At 71.6% G+C, this 14,665-nt stretch carries 14 protein-coding genes and 3 pseudogenes; 13 read left to right on the top strand and 4 right to left on the bottom strand.

All coding sequences use genetic code 11. The features are described from left to right. Nucleotides 1-564, bottom strand: a pseudogene (locus AB0M03_RS09105) (lyase family protein); the annotation flags it as partial. On the opposite strand from AB0M03_RS09105, the gene AB0M03_RS09100 reads away from it, so the two are divergent. Together AB0M03_RS09100 and AB0M03_RS09095 are read left to right on the top strand one after the other, a co-directional pair. Continuing rightward, complete coding sequence (locus AB0M03_RS09100; protein WP_363490086.1) at nt 485-853, top strand: Lrp/AsnC ligand binding domain-containing protein; 369 nt, start codon at nt 485-487, stop codon at nt 851-853. The pseudogene AB0M03_RS09105 and the gene AB0M03_RS09100 overlap by 80 nt on opposite strands. Nucleotides 854-1,114: 261 nt before the next feature. Beyond that, a pseudogene (locus AB0M03_RS09095) lies at nt 1,115-1,282 on the top strand (helix-turn-helix domain-containing protein); the annotation flags it as partial. 22 nt (nt 1,283-1,304) lie between these two features. Here AB0M03_RS09095 and AB0M03_RS09090 read toward each other — a convergent pair. Further along, nucleotides 1,305-1,784 carry a flavin reductase family protein gene (locus tag AB0M03_RS09090; protein ID WP_363490084.1) on the bottom strand — a complete coding sequence of 160 codons (480 nt, stop codon included), beginning with the start codon at nt 1,782-1,784 and terminating at the stop codon, nt 1,305-1,307. Between the two features lie 610 nt (nt 1,785-2,394). On the opposite strand from AB0M03_RS09090, the gene AB0M03_RS09085 reads away from it, so the two are divergent. The 3 genes from AB0M03_RS09085 (at nt 2,395) to AB0M03_RS09075 (ending at nt 4,269) form a co-directional block, all read left to right on the top strand. Further along, the gene (locus tag AB0M03_RS09085) at nt 2,395-3,213 is read left to right on the top strand and encodes a hypothetical protein (protein ID WP_363490082.1); all 819 of its coding nucleotides are present in this window, start codon (nt 2,395-2,397) and stop codon (nt 3,211-3,213) included. Nucleotides 3,214-3,379: 166 nt separating this feature from the next. After that, on the top strand, nt 3,380-3,601 hold the full coding sequence (locus AB0M03_RS09080) for a hypothetical protein (protein ID WP_363490080.1): 222 nt from the start codon (nt 3,380-3,382) through the stop codon (nt 3,599-3,601). 512 nt (nt 3,602-4,113) lie between these two features. Next, nucleotides 4,114-4,269 (top strand): hypothetical protein, encoded by a 156-nt coding sequence (locus tag AB0M03_RS09075; protein ID WP_363490078.1) that lies wholly within the window; start codon nt 4,114-4,116, stop codon nt 4,267-4,269. A gap of 50 nt (nt 4,270-4,319) precedes the next feature. Here AB0M03_RS09075 and AB0M03_RS09070 read toward each other — a convergent pair whose 3' ends face one another. Beyond that, nucleotides 4,320-6,590 (bottom strand): MMPL family transporter, encoded by a 2,271-nt coding sequence (locus AB0M03_RS09070; protein ID WP_363490076.1) that lies wholly within the window; start codon nt 6,588-6,590, stop codon nt 4,320-4,322. 175 nt (nt 6,591-6,765) lie between these two features. Between AB0M03_RS09070 and AB0M03_RS09065 the strand changes: the two genes are divergently transcribed. Both AB0M03_RS09065 and AB0M03_RS09060 read left to right on the top strand, forming a co-directional pair. Further along, on the top strand, nt 6,766-7,938 hold the full coding sequence (locus AB0M03_RS09065) for a histidine kinase (RefSeq protein ID WP_363490074.1): 1,173 nt from the start codon (nt 6,766-6,768) through the stop codon (nt 7,936-7,938). Further along, nucleotides 7,913-8,575 (top strand): response regulator transcription factor, encoded by a 663-nt coding sequence (locus AB0M03_RS09060; RefSeq protein WP_363490072.1) that lies wholly within the window; start codon nt 7,913-7,915, stop codon nt 8,573-8,575. Before AB0M03_RS09065 ends, AB0M03_RS09060 begins: the two co-directional genes overlap by 26 nt. Nucleotides 8,576-8,850: 275 nt before the next feature. On the opposite strand, the gene AB0M03_RS09055 is transcribed toward AB0M03_RS09060, so the two are convergent. Then, a complete protein-coding gene (locus AB0M03_RS09055; RefSeq protein WP_363490278.1) occupies nt 8,851-10,047 on the bottom strand; it encodes a cytochrome P450 in 1,197 nt (398 codons plus the stop codon). Nucleotides 10,048-10,859: 812 nt separating this feature from the next. Here AB0M03_RS09055 and AB0M03_RS09050 point away from each other — a divergent pair. The 6 genes and pseudogenes from AB0M03_RS09050 to AB0M03_RS09025 all read left to right on the top strand — a co-directional run bounded on the left by AB0M03_RS09050 (nt 10,860) and on the right by AB0M03_RS09025 (nt 14,574). Further along, the gene (locus tag AB0M03_RS09050) at nt 10,860-11,132 is read left to right on the top strand and encodes an SDR family oxidoreductase (RefSeq protein WP_363490070.1); all 273 of its coding nucleotides are present in this window, start codon (nt 10,860-10,862) and stop codon (nt 11,130-11,132) included. 4 nt (nt 11,133-11,136) lie between these two features. Continuing rightward, nucleotides 11,137-11,577, top strand: coding sequence for an SDR family oxidoreductase (locus AB0M03_RS09045; protein ID WP_363490276.1), 441 nt, complete (start codon nt 11,137-11,139; stop codon nt 11,575-11,577). Between the two features lie 38 nt (nt 11,578-11,615). Next, entirely contained in the window at nt 11,616-12,050 is a 435-nt protein-coding gene (locus AB0M03_RS09040; RefSeq protein ID WP_363490068.1) for an NUDIX domain-containing protein, read from the top strand. 518 nt (nt 12,051-12,568) lie between these two features. Beyond that, nucleotides 12,569-12,979: a hypothetical protein gene (locus AB0M03_RS09035; protein ID WP_363490066.1), complete on the top strand. Its 411-nt coding sequence runs from the start codon at nt 12,569-12,571 to the stop codon at nt 12,977-12,979. 1,010 nt (nt 12,980-13,989) lie between these two features. Then, nucleotides 13,990-14,211: pseudogene (locus AB0M03_RS09030) on the top strand (transposase family protein); the annotation flags it as partial. A gap of 246 nt (nt 14,212-14,457) precedes the next feature. Further along, on the top strand, nt 14,458-14,574 hold the full coding sequence (locus tag AB0M03_RS09025; RefSeq protein WP_363490274.1) for a transposase: 117 nt from the start codon (nt 14,458-14,460) through the stop codon (nt 14,572-14,574). Nucleotides 14,575-14,665: the final 91 nt, after the last annotated feature.

The raw sequence follows: 14,665 nt of genomic DNA, 5'->3' as shown, positions 1-14,665 counted from the left end.
CTATCCGACCTCCCCGGCCGGGTCGGTGGTGGGGGAGGCGGGGCTTGTGGGGCGGACGTGCGGACGGGCGAGGTTGTCGGGGTGCAGCACCGTTCGTAGTTCGTCCGGGTTCAGCAGGCCCTGTTCGAGCACCAGGTCGTGGACGCTGCGGTCGGTGGCCAGGGCCCGGCGGGCTATCGCGGTGGCCTGCTCATAGCCGATGTGCGGGTTGAGGGCGGTGGCCAGACCGATGGACCGGCCGACCTGACGGGCCAGGTGTTCACGGTTGGCGGTGATGCCGCCGACGCACCGCTCGGCCAGGATCAGGCAGCCGGCCCGCAGGTGGGTGAGGCTCTTCAGCAGGCTGTGCACGATCACCGGCTCGAAGGCGTTGAGCTGGAGCTGGCCGGCCTCGGCGGCCATGGTGACGGTCAGGTCGTTACCGATCACCTCGAAGGCGATCTGGTTGACGACCTCGGGGATCACCGGGTTGACCTTGCCCGGCATGATGCTGGAGCCGGCCTGTACGGCGGGCAGGTTGATCTCGGCGAGCCCGGCCCGGGGCCCGCAGGACAGCAGCCGCAGCTTCGAGGTGCTCGTCTCCGTAGAAGTGAAACGCGACCGCCACGCCGTGGAGACGTTCGAAGCCGCACTCCAGGACATCCCCGACGTCATCGAGGCCTACCGGCTCTTCGGCAGTCCCGGCTGCCTGCTGCGCATCGCGGTGGCGGACCTGAAAGCGTACGAGCGGCTGTGGATCGAGCGGCTGACATCACTGTCCGGGGTGACCGAAGTGAACTCCCAGATCATCATGAAGCGGATCAAAGAGCCACGCGGGCTCCCCGTGGGCCGCACGCCCCACCGCCCGGCCTGACCGGATCCCGGCCGCCGGCCGGGGAGCGGGACGTCACCGTCCTCCACACCCCGGGCAGCGACACGAAGACCAACGACCCACACACCAACCGACACGGGCACCACCGCCGGAGTTCTCCTCGGCGCAGCCCCTGCCTCTGCCTGTGCTTCGAGAACCGCTCCGAGTCGGCGTCGCACAGCCTCACCCCCCAGCGGTGAAGACCTGACGGTCTGCGGCCTCTGCGCCCACCCAGCCGTGTGTTCGGGGGCCTTCCGGGCCGGCCTGCGGCCGAACAGAGCCGAGGAACTCGTGGAAGGCACGGACCTCCCGGTCGAGGAGGTCGCCCGCCGGGTCGGTTACGGAAGCGCGGCCGTGCCGCGCGAGCAGTTCGTACGGCGCCGAGGCGTGCCTCCTCGCTCCTACCGGCGCGTCTTCACCAGCACGCCGTAGCGGACCGGGCAGGCGGCGGACCTCACGCCGGGTGTCCGGCGTCGATGTCGTCGACGTCGCCGAAGCGGAGCACCGGATCGGCCGCTCCCGGCACGCGGGCGGCGACCGGGGCGAGGAGGAAGCCGGTGTGGTCGCCCCAGTCGGCGTGGTCGAGCACCCGGCCGGCGAACCAGCCGGGGACGTCGGCGAGGACCGGCACACCGTCGGGCCCGGCGGACCAGGGGACCTCGCGGAACTTGTCCACCTCGTCGCCGGTCGTCCCGCCGAACAGCTCCGCCAGATGGTGGTCGCGCGGCAGGAGGTGGACGGCCAGGACCCCGGCCCGGCAGGCGACCCCGTACGTGTGGTTCGCCTTCGAGAGCCACACGACGAACCGTGGCGGATCGATCGAGCACTGTCCGGCGAAGCCCACCAGGCAGCCCGCCCGCTCGCCCTCCGCCGCGGCGGTGACCACGAACACGGGGTAGTCCAGCAGTGCGACGAACTTCTCGAACGCCTCCACGCCCGGGTTCCTCTCATCAGGCGGCCGGCGGGACCGGCCCGCAGCGGGACGAGGTGCCCGCGTTCGGCCGGGCCGGGCCGAGCACCTCGCCGGTCTCGACCGGGGCGCACCCCTCGGACGGGTGGAGGCCGGATCCGCAACCGTTCGCCGGCGTGGTCCGGACGAGCGCGTCGCCCGGTGCCTCGATCCGCGGGTCGTCGACCGCACGGTTCTTGGGAGCCGGGCACCGTTGAGCGGCTGCCCGGGGTGCCGGGCGGCAAACCCGTGCGCACCTCGACGTCCGCCGGGCGCCGGCGACCGCCGCGGTGGACGCGGCGACAGCTCGTAGCCCGCGTGGGCGTGCCCGTGCATGCACGACCAGGCCGGCGGCCGCGGGGGAGCGGCTGGTGCCGTTCTGGTGCGGATTTCCGCTGACATCCTGCGCCGTGAAAGGGGCTCCGCGACGGTTGTGGTGTCTCGGCCGTGCCCTGTAGTGGATGCCGGAAGGTCGGATTTTGCAGTATTGCCGGGCGGTCCTTGTACAACCGCCGTAAATTCGATGGCACGACCAACAGTTGACGCCATGGGAGTGCTTGTGGGAAACGGACGAACGTTCGGCTCGGACAGCGGTGTGGGATCGACGCGGGCACTCCTCGAGGCGCGGCTGCCGGCCGTGCGGGAAGAGCGCACGAGGCTGGAGGAGGAGTTGGCGGCCGTCATCGCGCAGGAGAACGCGATGGTGGCCGTGCTCGAGGGCCTGGCCGCCCTGTCGGATGCGCCGCTCGGCGAAGCGGAGGATGCGCAGGCCGTCCTGCCGGTGCAGCCCGCCGACGAGGCGCCCGCCGCTGCAGGCGAGCTCGCGGAGTCCGTCGAGCCCGTCGAAGCCGCGGCGCCCGTCGAGACCGCCGTCGCTGACGAGCAGGCTCCCGCCGTCGTGAAGAAGACGGCAGCGAAGAAGACGACGAAGAAGGCGACTGCGAAGAAGGCTGTCGCCAAGAAGACGGCCCCGCGGAAGGCGGCCGTAGGGAAGGGCCGGGCGGCCAAGAAGTCCGCCGCCCCGAGCGCCACGCAGCAGGACGCCGAGCAGGAGCCGGCCGCCGTGAAGAAGACCGCACGGTCGGCGGCCAGGACGACGGGCCCGGGCCCGGTGCGGGCGAAGACGGCGACCCCGGTCGCGGCCAGGAAGTCCACCAGGGCGAAGACGGCACCGGCCGCGGTCGACCAGGCGCAGGAGCCGTCGAAGGGGCGCCGGCGGCGGACCGACGCCGACAGTGTTCTCGGCGTTCTCCGGCAGGCAGAGGAGCCCCTGCGTGCCCGGGACGTGGCGGACCGCCTCGGGCTCGCCGACACGAACGGTGCCGTCGACGCGGTGCGCACGATGCTGGAGCGCCTCGCCAAGGCCTCGCGGGCCAAGCGCACCGGCCGCGGCCTGTATGCGGTGGCCGACTGACCCGTGAAGGCTTCTCGTTCCCCGTCCGGCTCATGCCGGGCGGGGAAGAGCCGGCGCGGCACTGCGGTGTTCCGCGCCCGGTGACGCAGGGCTCCGTTCCGCCCTCGGCCGTTTGCAGGTCACCGGCGGTGTTTCACCGCAGAGGCGACCGGCCACACTGCCCGGTGTGACAGCTGATCACCACCGCCTGCGCCCTGTTCGTTGGCCGGCCCCCACCGAGCGGGCCGCCGCCACCGTGCCGCGCCACCACCGACCGCTCTCGCCTGCCGGCTCGCCGCTGTTCCTGGTCCCACCCGGGGACGAGACCGCCCGCGGGGCGGAACCCGTCCGGCCCGCGACGGTGCCTGCCGTGGCGTTCTCCGACCCGGACGCCTCCCTGCTGCGCTGACCGGCGGGGCTCCGGATGCCCTCCGGCCTCGGCCCCGTCGTGCTGCTCGAGGGTGCCGGTTGCCGTTGTGACCGGCGCCTCCGACCTCGGCGAGGTCGGAGGCGCAGGCAGTGACGAAGGGGACGGAGAGTGCGGTGCAACAGAGGGTGGCCTGCGGTGCCATCCAGGTGGCGCCGGTGCGGAACCGGGCCTTCGGCAGGTCATCGGCAGAGTGCGTTCAGTCCCAGCCAGCGAGGAGGGAGTGCAGCTGCTCGCCGAGGTCCGCCGTTTGCGTCGGACCTGCTGGGAACGAGTGCACGTGCACGGCGCCGGGCGGGGCAGCGTCCTCGGTCTTGGCGTTCGGCAGAGCGGTTGCAGCGGGCAGAGCCCCGCATTGGGGCGCCGATCGTGGTTACTCGCCGGCCGACCCCGGTCAGAAGCGCTACGTACCCGGCCGGGCAGGGTGTCCCACCTCGCGCCGCCCTCCGCACGGCGATGTGCACCGAGAAGGGCACGAGCGAAGGGAGCGCCCGATGAAGATCACCACCAAGATCGCCCTCGGCATCGCGGTCGTCGTCGGATACGTCCTCGGCCGACTGAAGAAGGGGCGATGGGCCCTCGCCGTTGCGGGGTACCTGGCTGGACGGCGTCTCGATCCGCGGGAACTCGTCTCCGAAGGGCTGCGTTAGCCGGCGGAGGCGGTGCCCCGGGCCGCGAAGCCCGACGGGCAGGAGTTGAGTCAACGGTCAACCAGCCGTGGACGCGGGTCCTCACCCGTGGATTCCGCGTCGGTGTCGTCGGTGCCGACCGGGCCTCGGGGAAGCAGCCGGTCCAGCCACCCCGGCAGCCACCAGTTGGCCCGGCCGAGGAGGGTCATGGTCGCCGGTACCAGCACCATGCGGACGACCGTCGCGTCGATGAGGATCGCGGTGGCCAGGCCGAGCCCGAACATCTTGGCGGAGGGGTCCTCGGCGACGGCGAAGGACAGGAAGACCGCCACCATGATGAGCGCGGCCGACGTGATGATCCGGGCGGTGCCCGCGACGCCCTCCACGATCGCCGTGCCGTTGTCGCCGGTGCGCACGTACTCCTCGCGCACCCGCGAGAGAAGGAACACCTCGTAGTCCATCGACAGGCCGAACAGGATGGCGAAGAGGAACATCGGGATGAACGACACGATCGGAACCGTCGCCTCCAGCCCGATGAGCGCGCCTCCCCAGCCCCACTGGAAGACCGCGACCATGATGCCGTAGGACGCGCCGATGCTCAGCAGGTTCAGCAGCACCGCCTTGAGCGGTACGGCGACCGAGCGGAAGACCAGCATCAGCAGCAGGAACGAGAGCGCCAGCACGGCGGCGACGAACAGCGGCAGGCGGTCGCTGGTGCGTCGGCCCACGTCGGACAGGCTCGCGGCGGCGCCGCCGACGTGCGCCCTGGCCGGGCCGTGCCCGATCGCCGCGGGCAGCACCTCGGTGCGCAGCCGGGAGATGGTGTCGGTCGTGGCCTTGTCCTGAGGGCTGGTGGTCGGGAACACCACCAGGGTCGCGACGCCGGTGGCCCGATCGATGCGCGCCGGCGCGACGGACGCGATCCCCGGATCCGCCGCGACCGTCGCGACGAGACGGTTCAGCACTCCCGGATCACCGGCGGGGTCCGCGGCGATGACGAGGGGACCGTTGGTGCCCGGGCCGAACCCCTCGGCGACGAGGTCGTAGGCACGGCGCTCGGTACGGCTCTGCGGCAGCGAGCCGTCGTCGGGCAGGCCGACGCGCAGGCCGAGCAGGGGCAGCGTCGCCGTCAGCAGCAGCGCCGCCGCGCCGACCGCGTACGGCACCGGGTGCCGGCTGACGTGCCCGGTCCAGCGACGCCACCCGGCGGCCTGGGCGGTGCCTGCCGCCGGGCCCTGCCGCCGTGCGAGTCGGCCCGGCTTCCTGGTCTGCAGAGCCCGGCCGATCCGGCCGGCCCGTGCCAGGCGTGGGCCGGCGGCGCCGAGGAAGGCCGGCAGCAGCGTCACCGACGCGAGCACCATGGTCAGAACGACGATCGAGACGGCGAGCCCGCCCACCGTCATGAACGGTACGTTCGCGACCGCCAGGCCGAGGATCGATACGACGACGGTGCCGCCGGCGAAGACCACGGGCCTTCCCGCCGTGGCCACCGCTCGCCCCGCCGCCTCACGGGGATCGAGCCCGCGCGCGAGGTACTCCCGGTGCCTGGCGAGCACGAACAGCGCGTAGTCGATGCCCACTCCGAGCCCGACCATGCTGCCCAGGACCGGTGCGAAGGTGGGGACGTCCGTCACCCCTGCCAGCACGGTCATCGTGGCGACCCCGACGGTCAGTCCGAAGACCGCCATGCCGATCGGCAGCGCGGCGGCGACGAGCGAACCGAAGGCCAGGAACAGGATCGTGGCCGCGGCGAGGAGGCCGATCAACTCGCTCGCGCCGCCGTCGGGGTCGGAGAAGGCGTAGAAGAGGCTCCCGCCCATCTCGATGCGCAGGGGCAGTTCGGCGCGCAGCCGGTCGCCGAGATCGACGAGGGCGTCGAGGTCTTCGGCCGACAGCCGGCTCTGGTCGGGGTACTGCACCCGGACGACCGCGATCCGCCCGTCGGCCGAGACGAGGCCGCCGCGCACGGCGGTGTCCCCGCCTGCGTCGAGCGCCCCCGCCGGGTCGCTCGTGCCGAGCACGTGCGGCAGCCGCTGCACCTCGGTCTGCAGCCGCGTGAGAGCGGTGCGCGCACTGTCGTGGTCGAAGAACGTCGCAGCGCCGTCGAGGGGGGTGACGACCACTTGGGCGGTCATCCCCTCCTGGCCGGTGCCGGCCCGTTCGATCAGTTCCGCGGCCCGCTGGGAGTCCAGTCCCGGAGCGGTCATCGAATCCGCATTCCGCCCGCCGAAGGCGACGGCGGCGAGGACGGCGAGCGTGGCGACGACCAGCCATGTCGCGATCACCCGCCAGGGACGGCGGGCGGCGGTTGCGCCCAGGCGCAACAGGGCTTTCGAGAGCATCGGGTCCTCCAACCACCTCGTCGGCCGTCCTTGTACGGCCGCCGATGTCGAGCCTCGCCGCCACGGCGCTCCGCGGCATCGGCCCCCGGGCCGCGGATCCGTCGGCCCCGGGGCGGAGTGACGACCCGTCCTTTCGGCCGATGCGCGGCACGCCGCAACCCCTAGGCTGAGAACCGTGCTCCGAGACGACCTGCGAACCCTGTGGACCGAACCCCGGCCGCCCGACGCGCCCGCCCGGGTGCGGCGGGATTGGGCGCTGCTCGCCGCGGGCCTTGCCGGTGTGGCGCTGGAGGCCACGCTGCGCGAGAACGTCGTGTGGCGTCCGGTGGCGGTGGTGTTCGCCGTATGGCTGTGCCTGATGCCCCTGTGGCGCCGGACCCGCCCGCTGGCGACGGTCACGCTGGCGTTCGGCTCGGTGATCCTGCTTCAGGTGGCCGCGCTCGTCGCCGCACCGCACGGGCCCGTCGGCCTGGACACGGGCGCGGTCGTGCTCGTGCTGGTGTACGCGCTGTCCCGGTGGGGATCGGGACGGGAGATCGTGCTGGGCGGCGCGGTGATCGTCGCGGCGTGCGCGCTGTGTGCCGTCACGGCCGAGGCCCCGGTCGTCGAAAAGGTCGTGGGCTTCGTCTTCGGGCTGCTGCCCGGCGTACTCGGGGCTGCGGTGCGGTTCCGGGTGACCGCTCGCGAGCGGCAGTTGGAGCAGGTGCGTTCCCGCGAGCGCGAGCAGCTCGCCCGGGAACTTCATGACACGGTGGCCCACCACGTGTCGGCCATGGTGATCATCGCCCAGGCGGGCCGGGTGCTCGCGGGCACCGACCCGTCCGCCGCGGTCGAGGCGCTGGAGGGGGTCGAGGAGGAAGGGGCGCGCACGCTGGAGGAAATGCGCGCCATGGTCGCCGCGCTGCGCGACCGCGGGGTCGGCGCCGAGCTGGCGCCCCCGGCCGGCGTCGCGGATCTGGAGCGCCTGGTGCGCACCCCCGGCGGTCGCATCAGGGTCGACCTGGGGCTCGACGGCGAGCTGGACACGCTGCCCCCGGCCGTGGACGCCGCCGTCTACCGGATCGTGCAGGAGTCGGTGACCAACGCGCTGCGCCACGCGGTCGACGCGACCGAGGTCGTCGTCCGGGTCGCCGCGGAACGGCACACGGTACGGGTGAGCGTGCGGGACGACGGCCGGCGCACCGGCCGGGGTCGCGACGGATACGGACTTACCGGACTGCGCGAGCGCGCGACCCTGATCGGCGGCACACTACGAGCCGGCCCGGGCACCGACCGGGGCTGGCATGTCGAAGCCGAGCTGCCGAGAGTGAGGAGCGAGAGCGGTGTCCGTACGCGTCCTCGTCGCTGACGACCAGACGATCATCCGCACCGGGCTGCGGATGATGCTGAACGCCCAGCCCGGCATCGAGGTGGTCGGCGAGGCCGCCGACGGACAGGAAGCGGTATGTCTGGCCCGCGAACTGCGCCCCGACGTCTGCCTGTTCGACATCCGCATGCCCGTACTCGACGGGCTCGAGGCCACCCGGCTGGTCGCCGGCCCGGGCGTCGCCGACCCGCTGGCCGTGGTCGTCATCACCACGTTCGACCTCGACGAGTACGTCTACGGCTCGCTGCGTGCCGGCGCCCGCGGATTCCTCCTGAAGGACACGGGACCGGACCTTCTGGCCCAGGCCGTACGGTCGGCGTCCGACGGGGAGGCGCTCATCGCGCCCAGCGTCACCGTCCGTCTGCTCCAGGCATTCGCGGACCTGCCCGCCGGCCGGCCCGCGGCCCAGCCGGTCTCACCCGTCACCGCCCGCGAGGAGCAGGTGCTCCTCGCCGTCGCTCGTGGGCTGACCAACACCGAGATCGCCGATGCACTGCACATCAGCCTCAGTACGGTGAAGACGCATCTGGCCAGCCTGATGGCCAAACTCGGCGCCCGCAACCGGGTCGAGATCGCGATGTGGGCCTACGAAACGCGCCGTATCCTCCCCGGAACCTGAGCCGGGTGCCGGGCCATGTCCTATGGGTCCCCGCCCGGACATCAGTGCACCGGTCGGCTCACGTCGGCTCCACGTGCCTCACCCGCCCCGGAGCGTGACGTACCAGGAGGCCGGAACGGGGACGGTGAGACACCCGATACGACAAGACTCCCGACAGCTACCTCGCCGGCCTACACCTGCACGCCTCGATGATCTGGATCAAGGACCTCACCAGGACCACCCGATGATCACGACTCGATACGCGCTAGGGCCGGGAGGAAGTCAACGTTCCGGTGTCAGAACCGGACGGGAAGGCCGAGCAGACCGCGGGCCCGCAGCGAAGGGCGGTGCCGCAGCTCCGACTCCGGTACGTCCAGGGAGAGTTCGGGGAAGCGGCGCAGCAGTGCGGTCAGTGCGATCGAGGTTTCCAGGCGGGCGAGCGGGGCGCCCAGGCAGTAGTGGATGCCGTGGCCGAGGGCGAGGTGGCCGTTCTCCTGCCGGTGCAGGTCGAGCCGGTCGGGCTCCGGGAACTGTTCGGGGTCGCGGTTGGCGGAGGCGAGGGCGCACAGCACCGTCTCGCCTGCCGGGACGGTGACGCCGCCGATGACGACGTCCTCGCGCGGGAAGCGGCGGATCGCCAGCGGCGCAGGGCCGTCGTACCGGGCGAACTCCTCGACGGCGGCCGTGACCAAGCCCGGGTCCTCGCGCAGCAGCGCCAGTTGATCGGGGTGGCGCAGCAGGGCGAGGACGGCATTGCCGATCAGGTGGACGGTGTTCTCGTAGCCGGCGAAGAGGATCAGGAAGGCGAGCGAGGTGAGTTCGTCCTCGCCGAGCCGGTCCTGTTCGTCGCGGACGGCGATCAGATCGGAGAGCAGGTCGTCGCCCGGCTCGGCGCGCTTGCGGTCGATCAGTGCGGTGAAGAAGGCGAGCATCGCGGCGACGGCGGCCCGGGCGTCCTGCGGGCGGGCCGGATCGGGCGTGATCAGGCTGTCCGTCCAGGCGCGGAAGTCGCGGCGGTCCTCGGCGGGCACACCGAGCAGGTCGCAGATCACGGTGATCGGCAGCGGTGCGGCGTAGGCGGTGATCAGGTCGGCCCGGCCGTGCGGGGCCATCGCGTCGAGCAGTGCGCCGGCGATCTGCTCGATCGGTGCGCGCAGTGCGGCGATCCGCCGCGGGGTGAAGGCCCGGGCGACGAGCCGCCGGATCCGGGTGTGGTCCGGCGGGTCCATGTTGAGCAGGTTGGCGTCCAGTGCGGGCGGCAGGGCGAAGCCGCGGTAGTTGCCGGGTGCGGCGTGCTGCTTGTCCAGGGCGAGCCGGGGGTCGGCGAGCGCCTGGCGGACATCCGCGTACCGGGTGACCAGCCAGACCGGCAGTCCGTCCGGCCCGGTGACCCGGTGCACGGGACCGGCCGCCCGCAGACGGGCGTAGCCGGCGTACGGGTCGGCGACCAGTGCGGTCACCGGGTCGGCGTCGGACGGTGTCGCAGGATCGATTGCTATCGGGCTGTCAGGTGTCGTCACCAGGTAAGCCTACGGCCGACGACATGGACGCCCTGGCGAATCTGGGCCGGCTCCTCGCCGACGCCGGAAGGACCCACGCCGGCGACGGAGAGGGATGACGAATTGGGCCTGGTAGAGCCTGCCCTGGTCTCTGCCATTCTCTTCGGCGCACCCAGGAAGCAGGCCGCTGGCCTCCGCCGTGAGCTGGGCAAATCGCGGTAAGCAGCGATAGTCACCACGCGTCACCACCGGATGTAGGCCATAGCCGTTCATATCACTGGACAGACCCGCGACGTCGCGTAGACGGTGCGGGCGGTGGTGATCAGGTAGGCCCCGCCGTTGATGCGCAGGGTAGTGCCGGCGGTCAGGGTGGCGGCAAGCAGGTGTAGTACGTCGGCCGTCCGGGTTCGGCCGGCCCGTTCGGCTCAGCGCTTCGTGGAGACCTGCAAGGCAGGGGCGCAGGGTGCCTCCCACAGGGGAACGACCCGAACATGAGCAGCGTCGCGAGTGTTGGCGGTGCGCCCGGGGCCGGTGGCCGACCGGATCGTCTTCGGACAGGTCGCCATGGTGTTCGAGGAGGTCATGCCGGGCAACCTATCGGCCGGCACTGACAGGTCCGGGGGCTGCCTGGTATTGCTGCCGGCGCCGCCGAACGCCGCGGTCGACGGACGAGTGCGCCGGTGTGTCGGCACCGAAACTTGCCGAGACCATGGACGATGCGCAGGGCCGGGATACCAGCTGGTGCCCGCCTCGACCTGCAGTACTCCTGGCCGACCGGTCCCGGACGGCGCACAGCCCTCTCCCGGTTGCTCACACGCCTCACCTCGGATCTCGGCGCCGCCACCGCCAAGGCCCTCGCCGCGGTCGGCGCCACCATCGCCGTCAACCACTTCGCCCCGATCGAGCAGGCCCGCACCGTCCTGGACGGCGCTCGTCGTCCGGGCGCCGACGGCATCGAGATCAGCGCGGACCTCACCGACCCGGACGCCGTCACCATGATGACCAGCCAGGTCACCAACGAGATCGGCCCGGTGGACATCCTCGTCAACAACGCCGGCGCCTACCCGCGCCTCACCTGAGAGGATACCGACGAGACCGCCGGGGGCCCGCGCGATCGAGCTCAACCTCACCACCCACTACCGCGTCTGCCATGCCGTCACGCCCACCATGATCGACCGCCAGTGGGGCAGGATCGTCGACATCTCCAGCATCAACGCCCGCGCCGGCCTCGCCGCCTACAGCACCGCCAAGGCCGGCCTGATCGGCCTCACCCGCTCCCTGGCCAGGGAACTTGGCCCGCACGGCATCTGCGTGAACACTGTCGTCCCGGGGACGATCCAGGTCAACGCCGAGAACGTCCTGCCCATACACCACCGCGCCAGGCCCGAGGACCAGGTCGCCCGACAGTGCGTCCCCCGCCGGGGCCAGCCCGACGCCGACGCCATCGCCTTCCTCGCCGGCCCGGCCGCATCCCTCATCACCGGCCGGACGTTGCACATCGACGGCGGCTGGCTGCTTCACTGACCAACCCGCTCCACCAACCACGAGAGAGGACCCACCCCATGACCGAGCGCGTCCGAGCCGTCCTGATCACCCCGAACAACACCACGCTCCTGATCAAGCGCATCCGCGCCGGCATCGACCCGTACTGGGTGATCGTCGGCGGCGGCGTCGAGGCCATCGACACCGACCGCGAGGCCGCACTCCTGCGCGAGATCAGCGAGGAGATCGCCGGCGCCGCCGAGGTCCTGTGCCTGCTCCACCAATTGGACAACCCCCAGGGGGAGACGGAGTACTTCTACCTGGCCCGAATCGAGAAGTGGGACTTCAACAACCGCACCGGCCCCGAGTTCGCCCGCACCGACCGCGGCGAGTACATCCTCGAAGAGATCCCGCTCACCGAGGAGGCTGTCGGAGCGCTGAACCTGATGCCCCAGCAGTTCAAGGACGTCCTGTGCGAGGCCATCGCACGCGGCGAACTGATTCCTGCGCCATAGCGTGCGGCGCTGCTCAGGCACGTCCCATCCTGCCCCGCATCCCGAACGGCCCGCGCCGGCGGACCGACCCGGCATGCCGGGCAGGCCGGGTAGGCCGGGTAGGCCGGGCACGGGCTGGGGTCACGCGGCGCCGTGAGGGGCGTCGGCTTCCGGACAGGGCACAGTGGAACGGCACCGGCTCGTTCCGCGCGGGCGGCTACGGTGACGCGGCGGCGTTCCGTCTGGTCCAAGACCGCCGACGGGATCCTCAAAATCCCTCGCCGACTACCTCACCAAGATCAACCCGCCAGGCCCGACGTCAGAGCAAAACTCGCCCTCATGATTTGCGGCGCAGGACACTGGGTCGGCCGGGAACCGCCGGTGTGGCGACAGCGTGTTCGTTTACGAAAGGAGCTACGGCCGTCGGCCCGAGCATCCCGGAGGGCCTTCGAACCTCCCGCCCGCGGTCGAGATCGACATGCCGACTCCCCGCTGCCACCTACGTTGGCAGTCCGGTTGTCCTCAGCATGGAGAACATTATGAAAAGAACAACACTCCTGGGCTCCCTGGTACTCACCGCGGCCCTCACCCTCATTCCGGCCGGAGCCGTGTTCGCCCAGACCGGTCCCGAGGTGACCGTGGCGTCGATCGGGACGTTCGACGCGCAGACCGGAGTGGCCACGCTCACCGGTACCTTCGCCTGCGGGGACAGCTCGGGGTTCGCCACCATCGAGCTCGTGCTTTCGCAGCAGGTCGGCCGGGTGTCGACCGTCTCCGGCAGTTCCTTCGCCGACATCCCGGAGTGCACGCCGGGCGCGACCGGGACCTGGACGGCCCTCGTCCCGTCGAGCAACGGTGAGTTCCGGGGCGGCCAGGCGCAGGCCAGTGCCCGGATCCTCGTCGACGGCTCCACCGCGGAGACCGGCGCCGCGATCCGCCTGCGGGGCTGAACCACCCCTCCTCCGGGATTCCACGCGAATCCGCATGACGGTTGCGAGCCGGCTCCGCGATCATCGGCCGATGACCATGGGACCGGACCTTCTGAGTCTGAGCATCGTGTGTCCACCGCCCGACGAGGGCGGCGTGGAGGTCCGCCCGATCGTCAATGGCCGGGATCTTCTGGCCGAGGTGGTCCCCGGTGGCGCGGGAGGCTCCCGGTACCTGGGAGCAGGCCCCCGGTATCTGTTGGGCCAGGACGGGCCGTTGCATGCCGCGGCGACGGCCCGTGAGGTTCGTCTCGCTTGGTCCGGGCGCGGCGTGGAGGCGTGCTGTGGTGCCCTGTACGTGACGGTCGGGCGTGACGGGGATCTTGTTGTCCGGGCGGGCTGGCGCGACCCGGCCAATCAGGACTTCGACCTGCCGGAGCTTCGTTCACCGCAGGCCAGTACGAGGCCGAGGTCCTGCGAGCCGAAGAGGACCGCAGTTGGGAATGGCCGGCAGGAGCGGTTGCACGGCTGCTCGAGGCGGGGCTGAGAGAACGCGGGGACTGGCTCGTTCGGTGGGAGTGCGAGTTGGAAGGCGTCTGGGCCTCCCGCAAGGAACCCGATCGAATCCACGTCGTCCTGAGGCATCCCCCTGACCGGGCCGATAGGGCCGATGCAGATCTGCCCTGGCTCCAGTTCGGGATGACTCTCCCGATCCCCGCGGACACCCCAACGGACCAGGCCGAGCGCCTTGAAGCGCGGCTGACCGCAGACGATCCCCGTGCCACCGCCGAGGCCTGGGGAGGCTCGCATGATGCCGAGCAACTGGGCTACCCATGGCCGCCGGTCGACCCGTTGTTCATGTGCATGGCAGGGAGAGGCGGGGACGGGCCTTCCCCTGCCGTCGGGCATCCACTCGTAACCGCCGTCCCCAAGGTGAAGCGTGACGGTGCGGGTGGGGAATTACGGGCTCTGTCGCTGATTGAGGGGTCCGTGCCGACCGTGCTCGGGTGGTGGGCATGACCTCGGCGTGATGGATGCGGTGCGTGTGGCTGACCTTCTCTTCCCGGGATCGGCGTGGAGGTCGAGGAGATGGTTCTCGGGATGACGAGGTTCGTCTCGCCGTGCGGTCGGCGGCGGCCTCGGCCGTCTGCCCGGGGTGCGAGCGGAGATCATCGCGGCTGCACTGCTACTACCGGCGGCGTCTTGCGGACCGTCCGATAGCCGGCCGACGGGTGCGGCTGGACCTGAGGGCGCGTCGTCTCGTGTGCGGGAACAACCGGTGGGCGACGGACGTTCGCCGAGCAGATCCCGGCTCTGACGTCCCGGCACGCGCGTCGCACAACCGCCCTCACCGCTCAGCTCACCGACATCGCGCTGTTCCTCGGCGGACGGGCCGGAGCCCGGATCTCCGGGCGTCTGGCCATGACCACGTGCCGGGACACCCTGCTCCGTCTCATCCGCGCGCTGCCCGTCCCACCGTCGGGCCCGTCCCGCATCTGGGCGTGGACGAGTTCGCCGTTCGCCGCGGTCGCACCTACGCGACAGTCCTCGTGGACATGGACACCCACCGCCCGATCGACGTCCTCGCCGATCGCACCGCGAACACCTTCGCCACCTAGGGTCTGTTGCGAAAGTGGATCAAGGTCGCCCGCGTGGCTCACAGACCACGAATGGCTTCGGCCAGGTCAGGGCCGTAGGAGGCCCAGCAGA

It is taken from the genome of Kitasatospora sp. NPDC051914 (genome assembly GCF_040680995.1).
Lineage (GTDB): Bacteria > Actinomycetota > Actinomycetes > Streptomycetales > Streptomycetaceae > Kitasatospora.
This window is presented reverse-complemented; position numbering and strand designations above follow the sequence as displayed.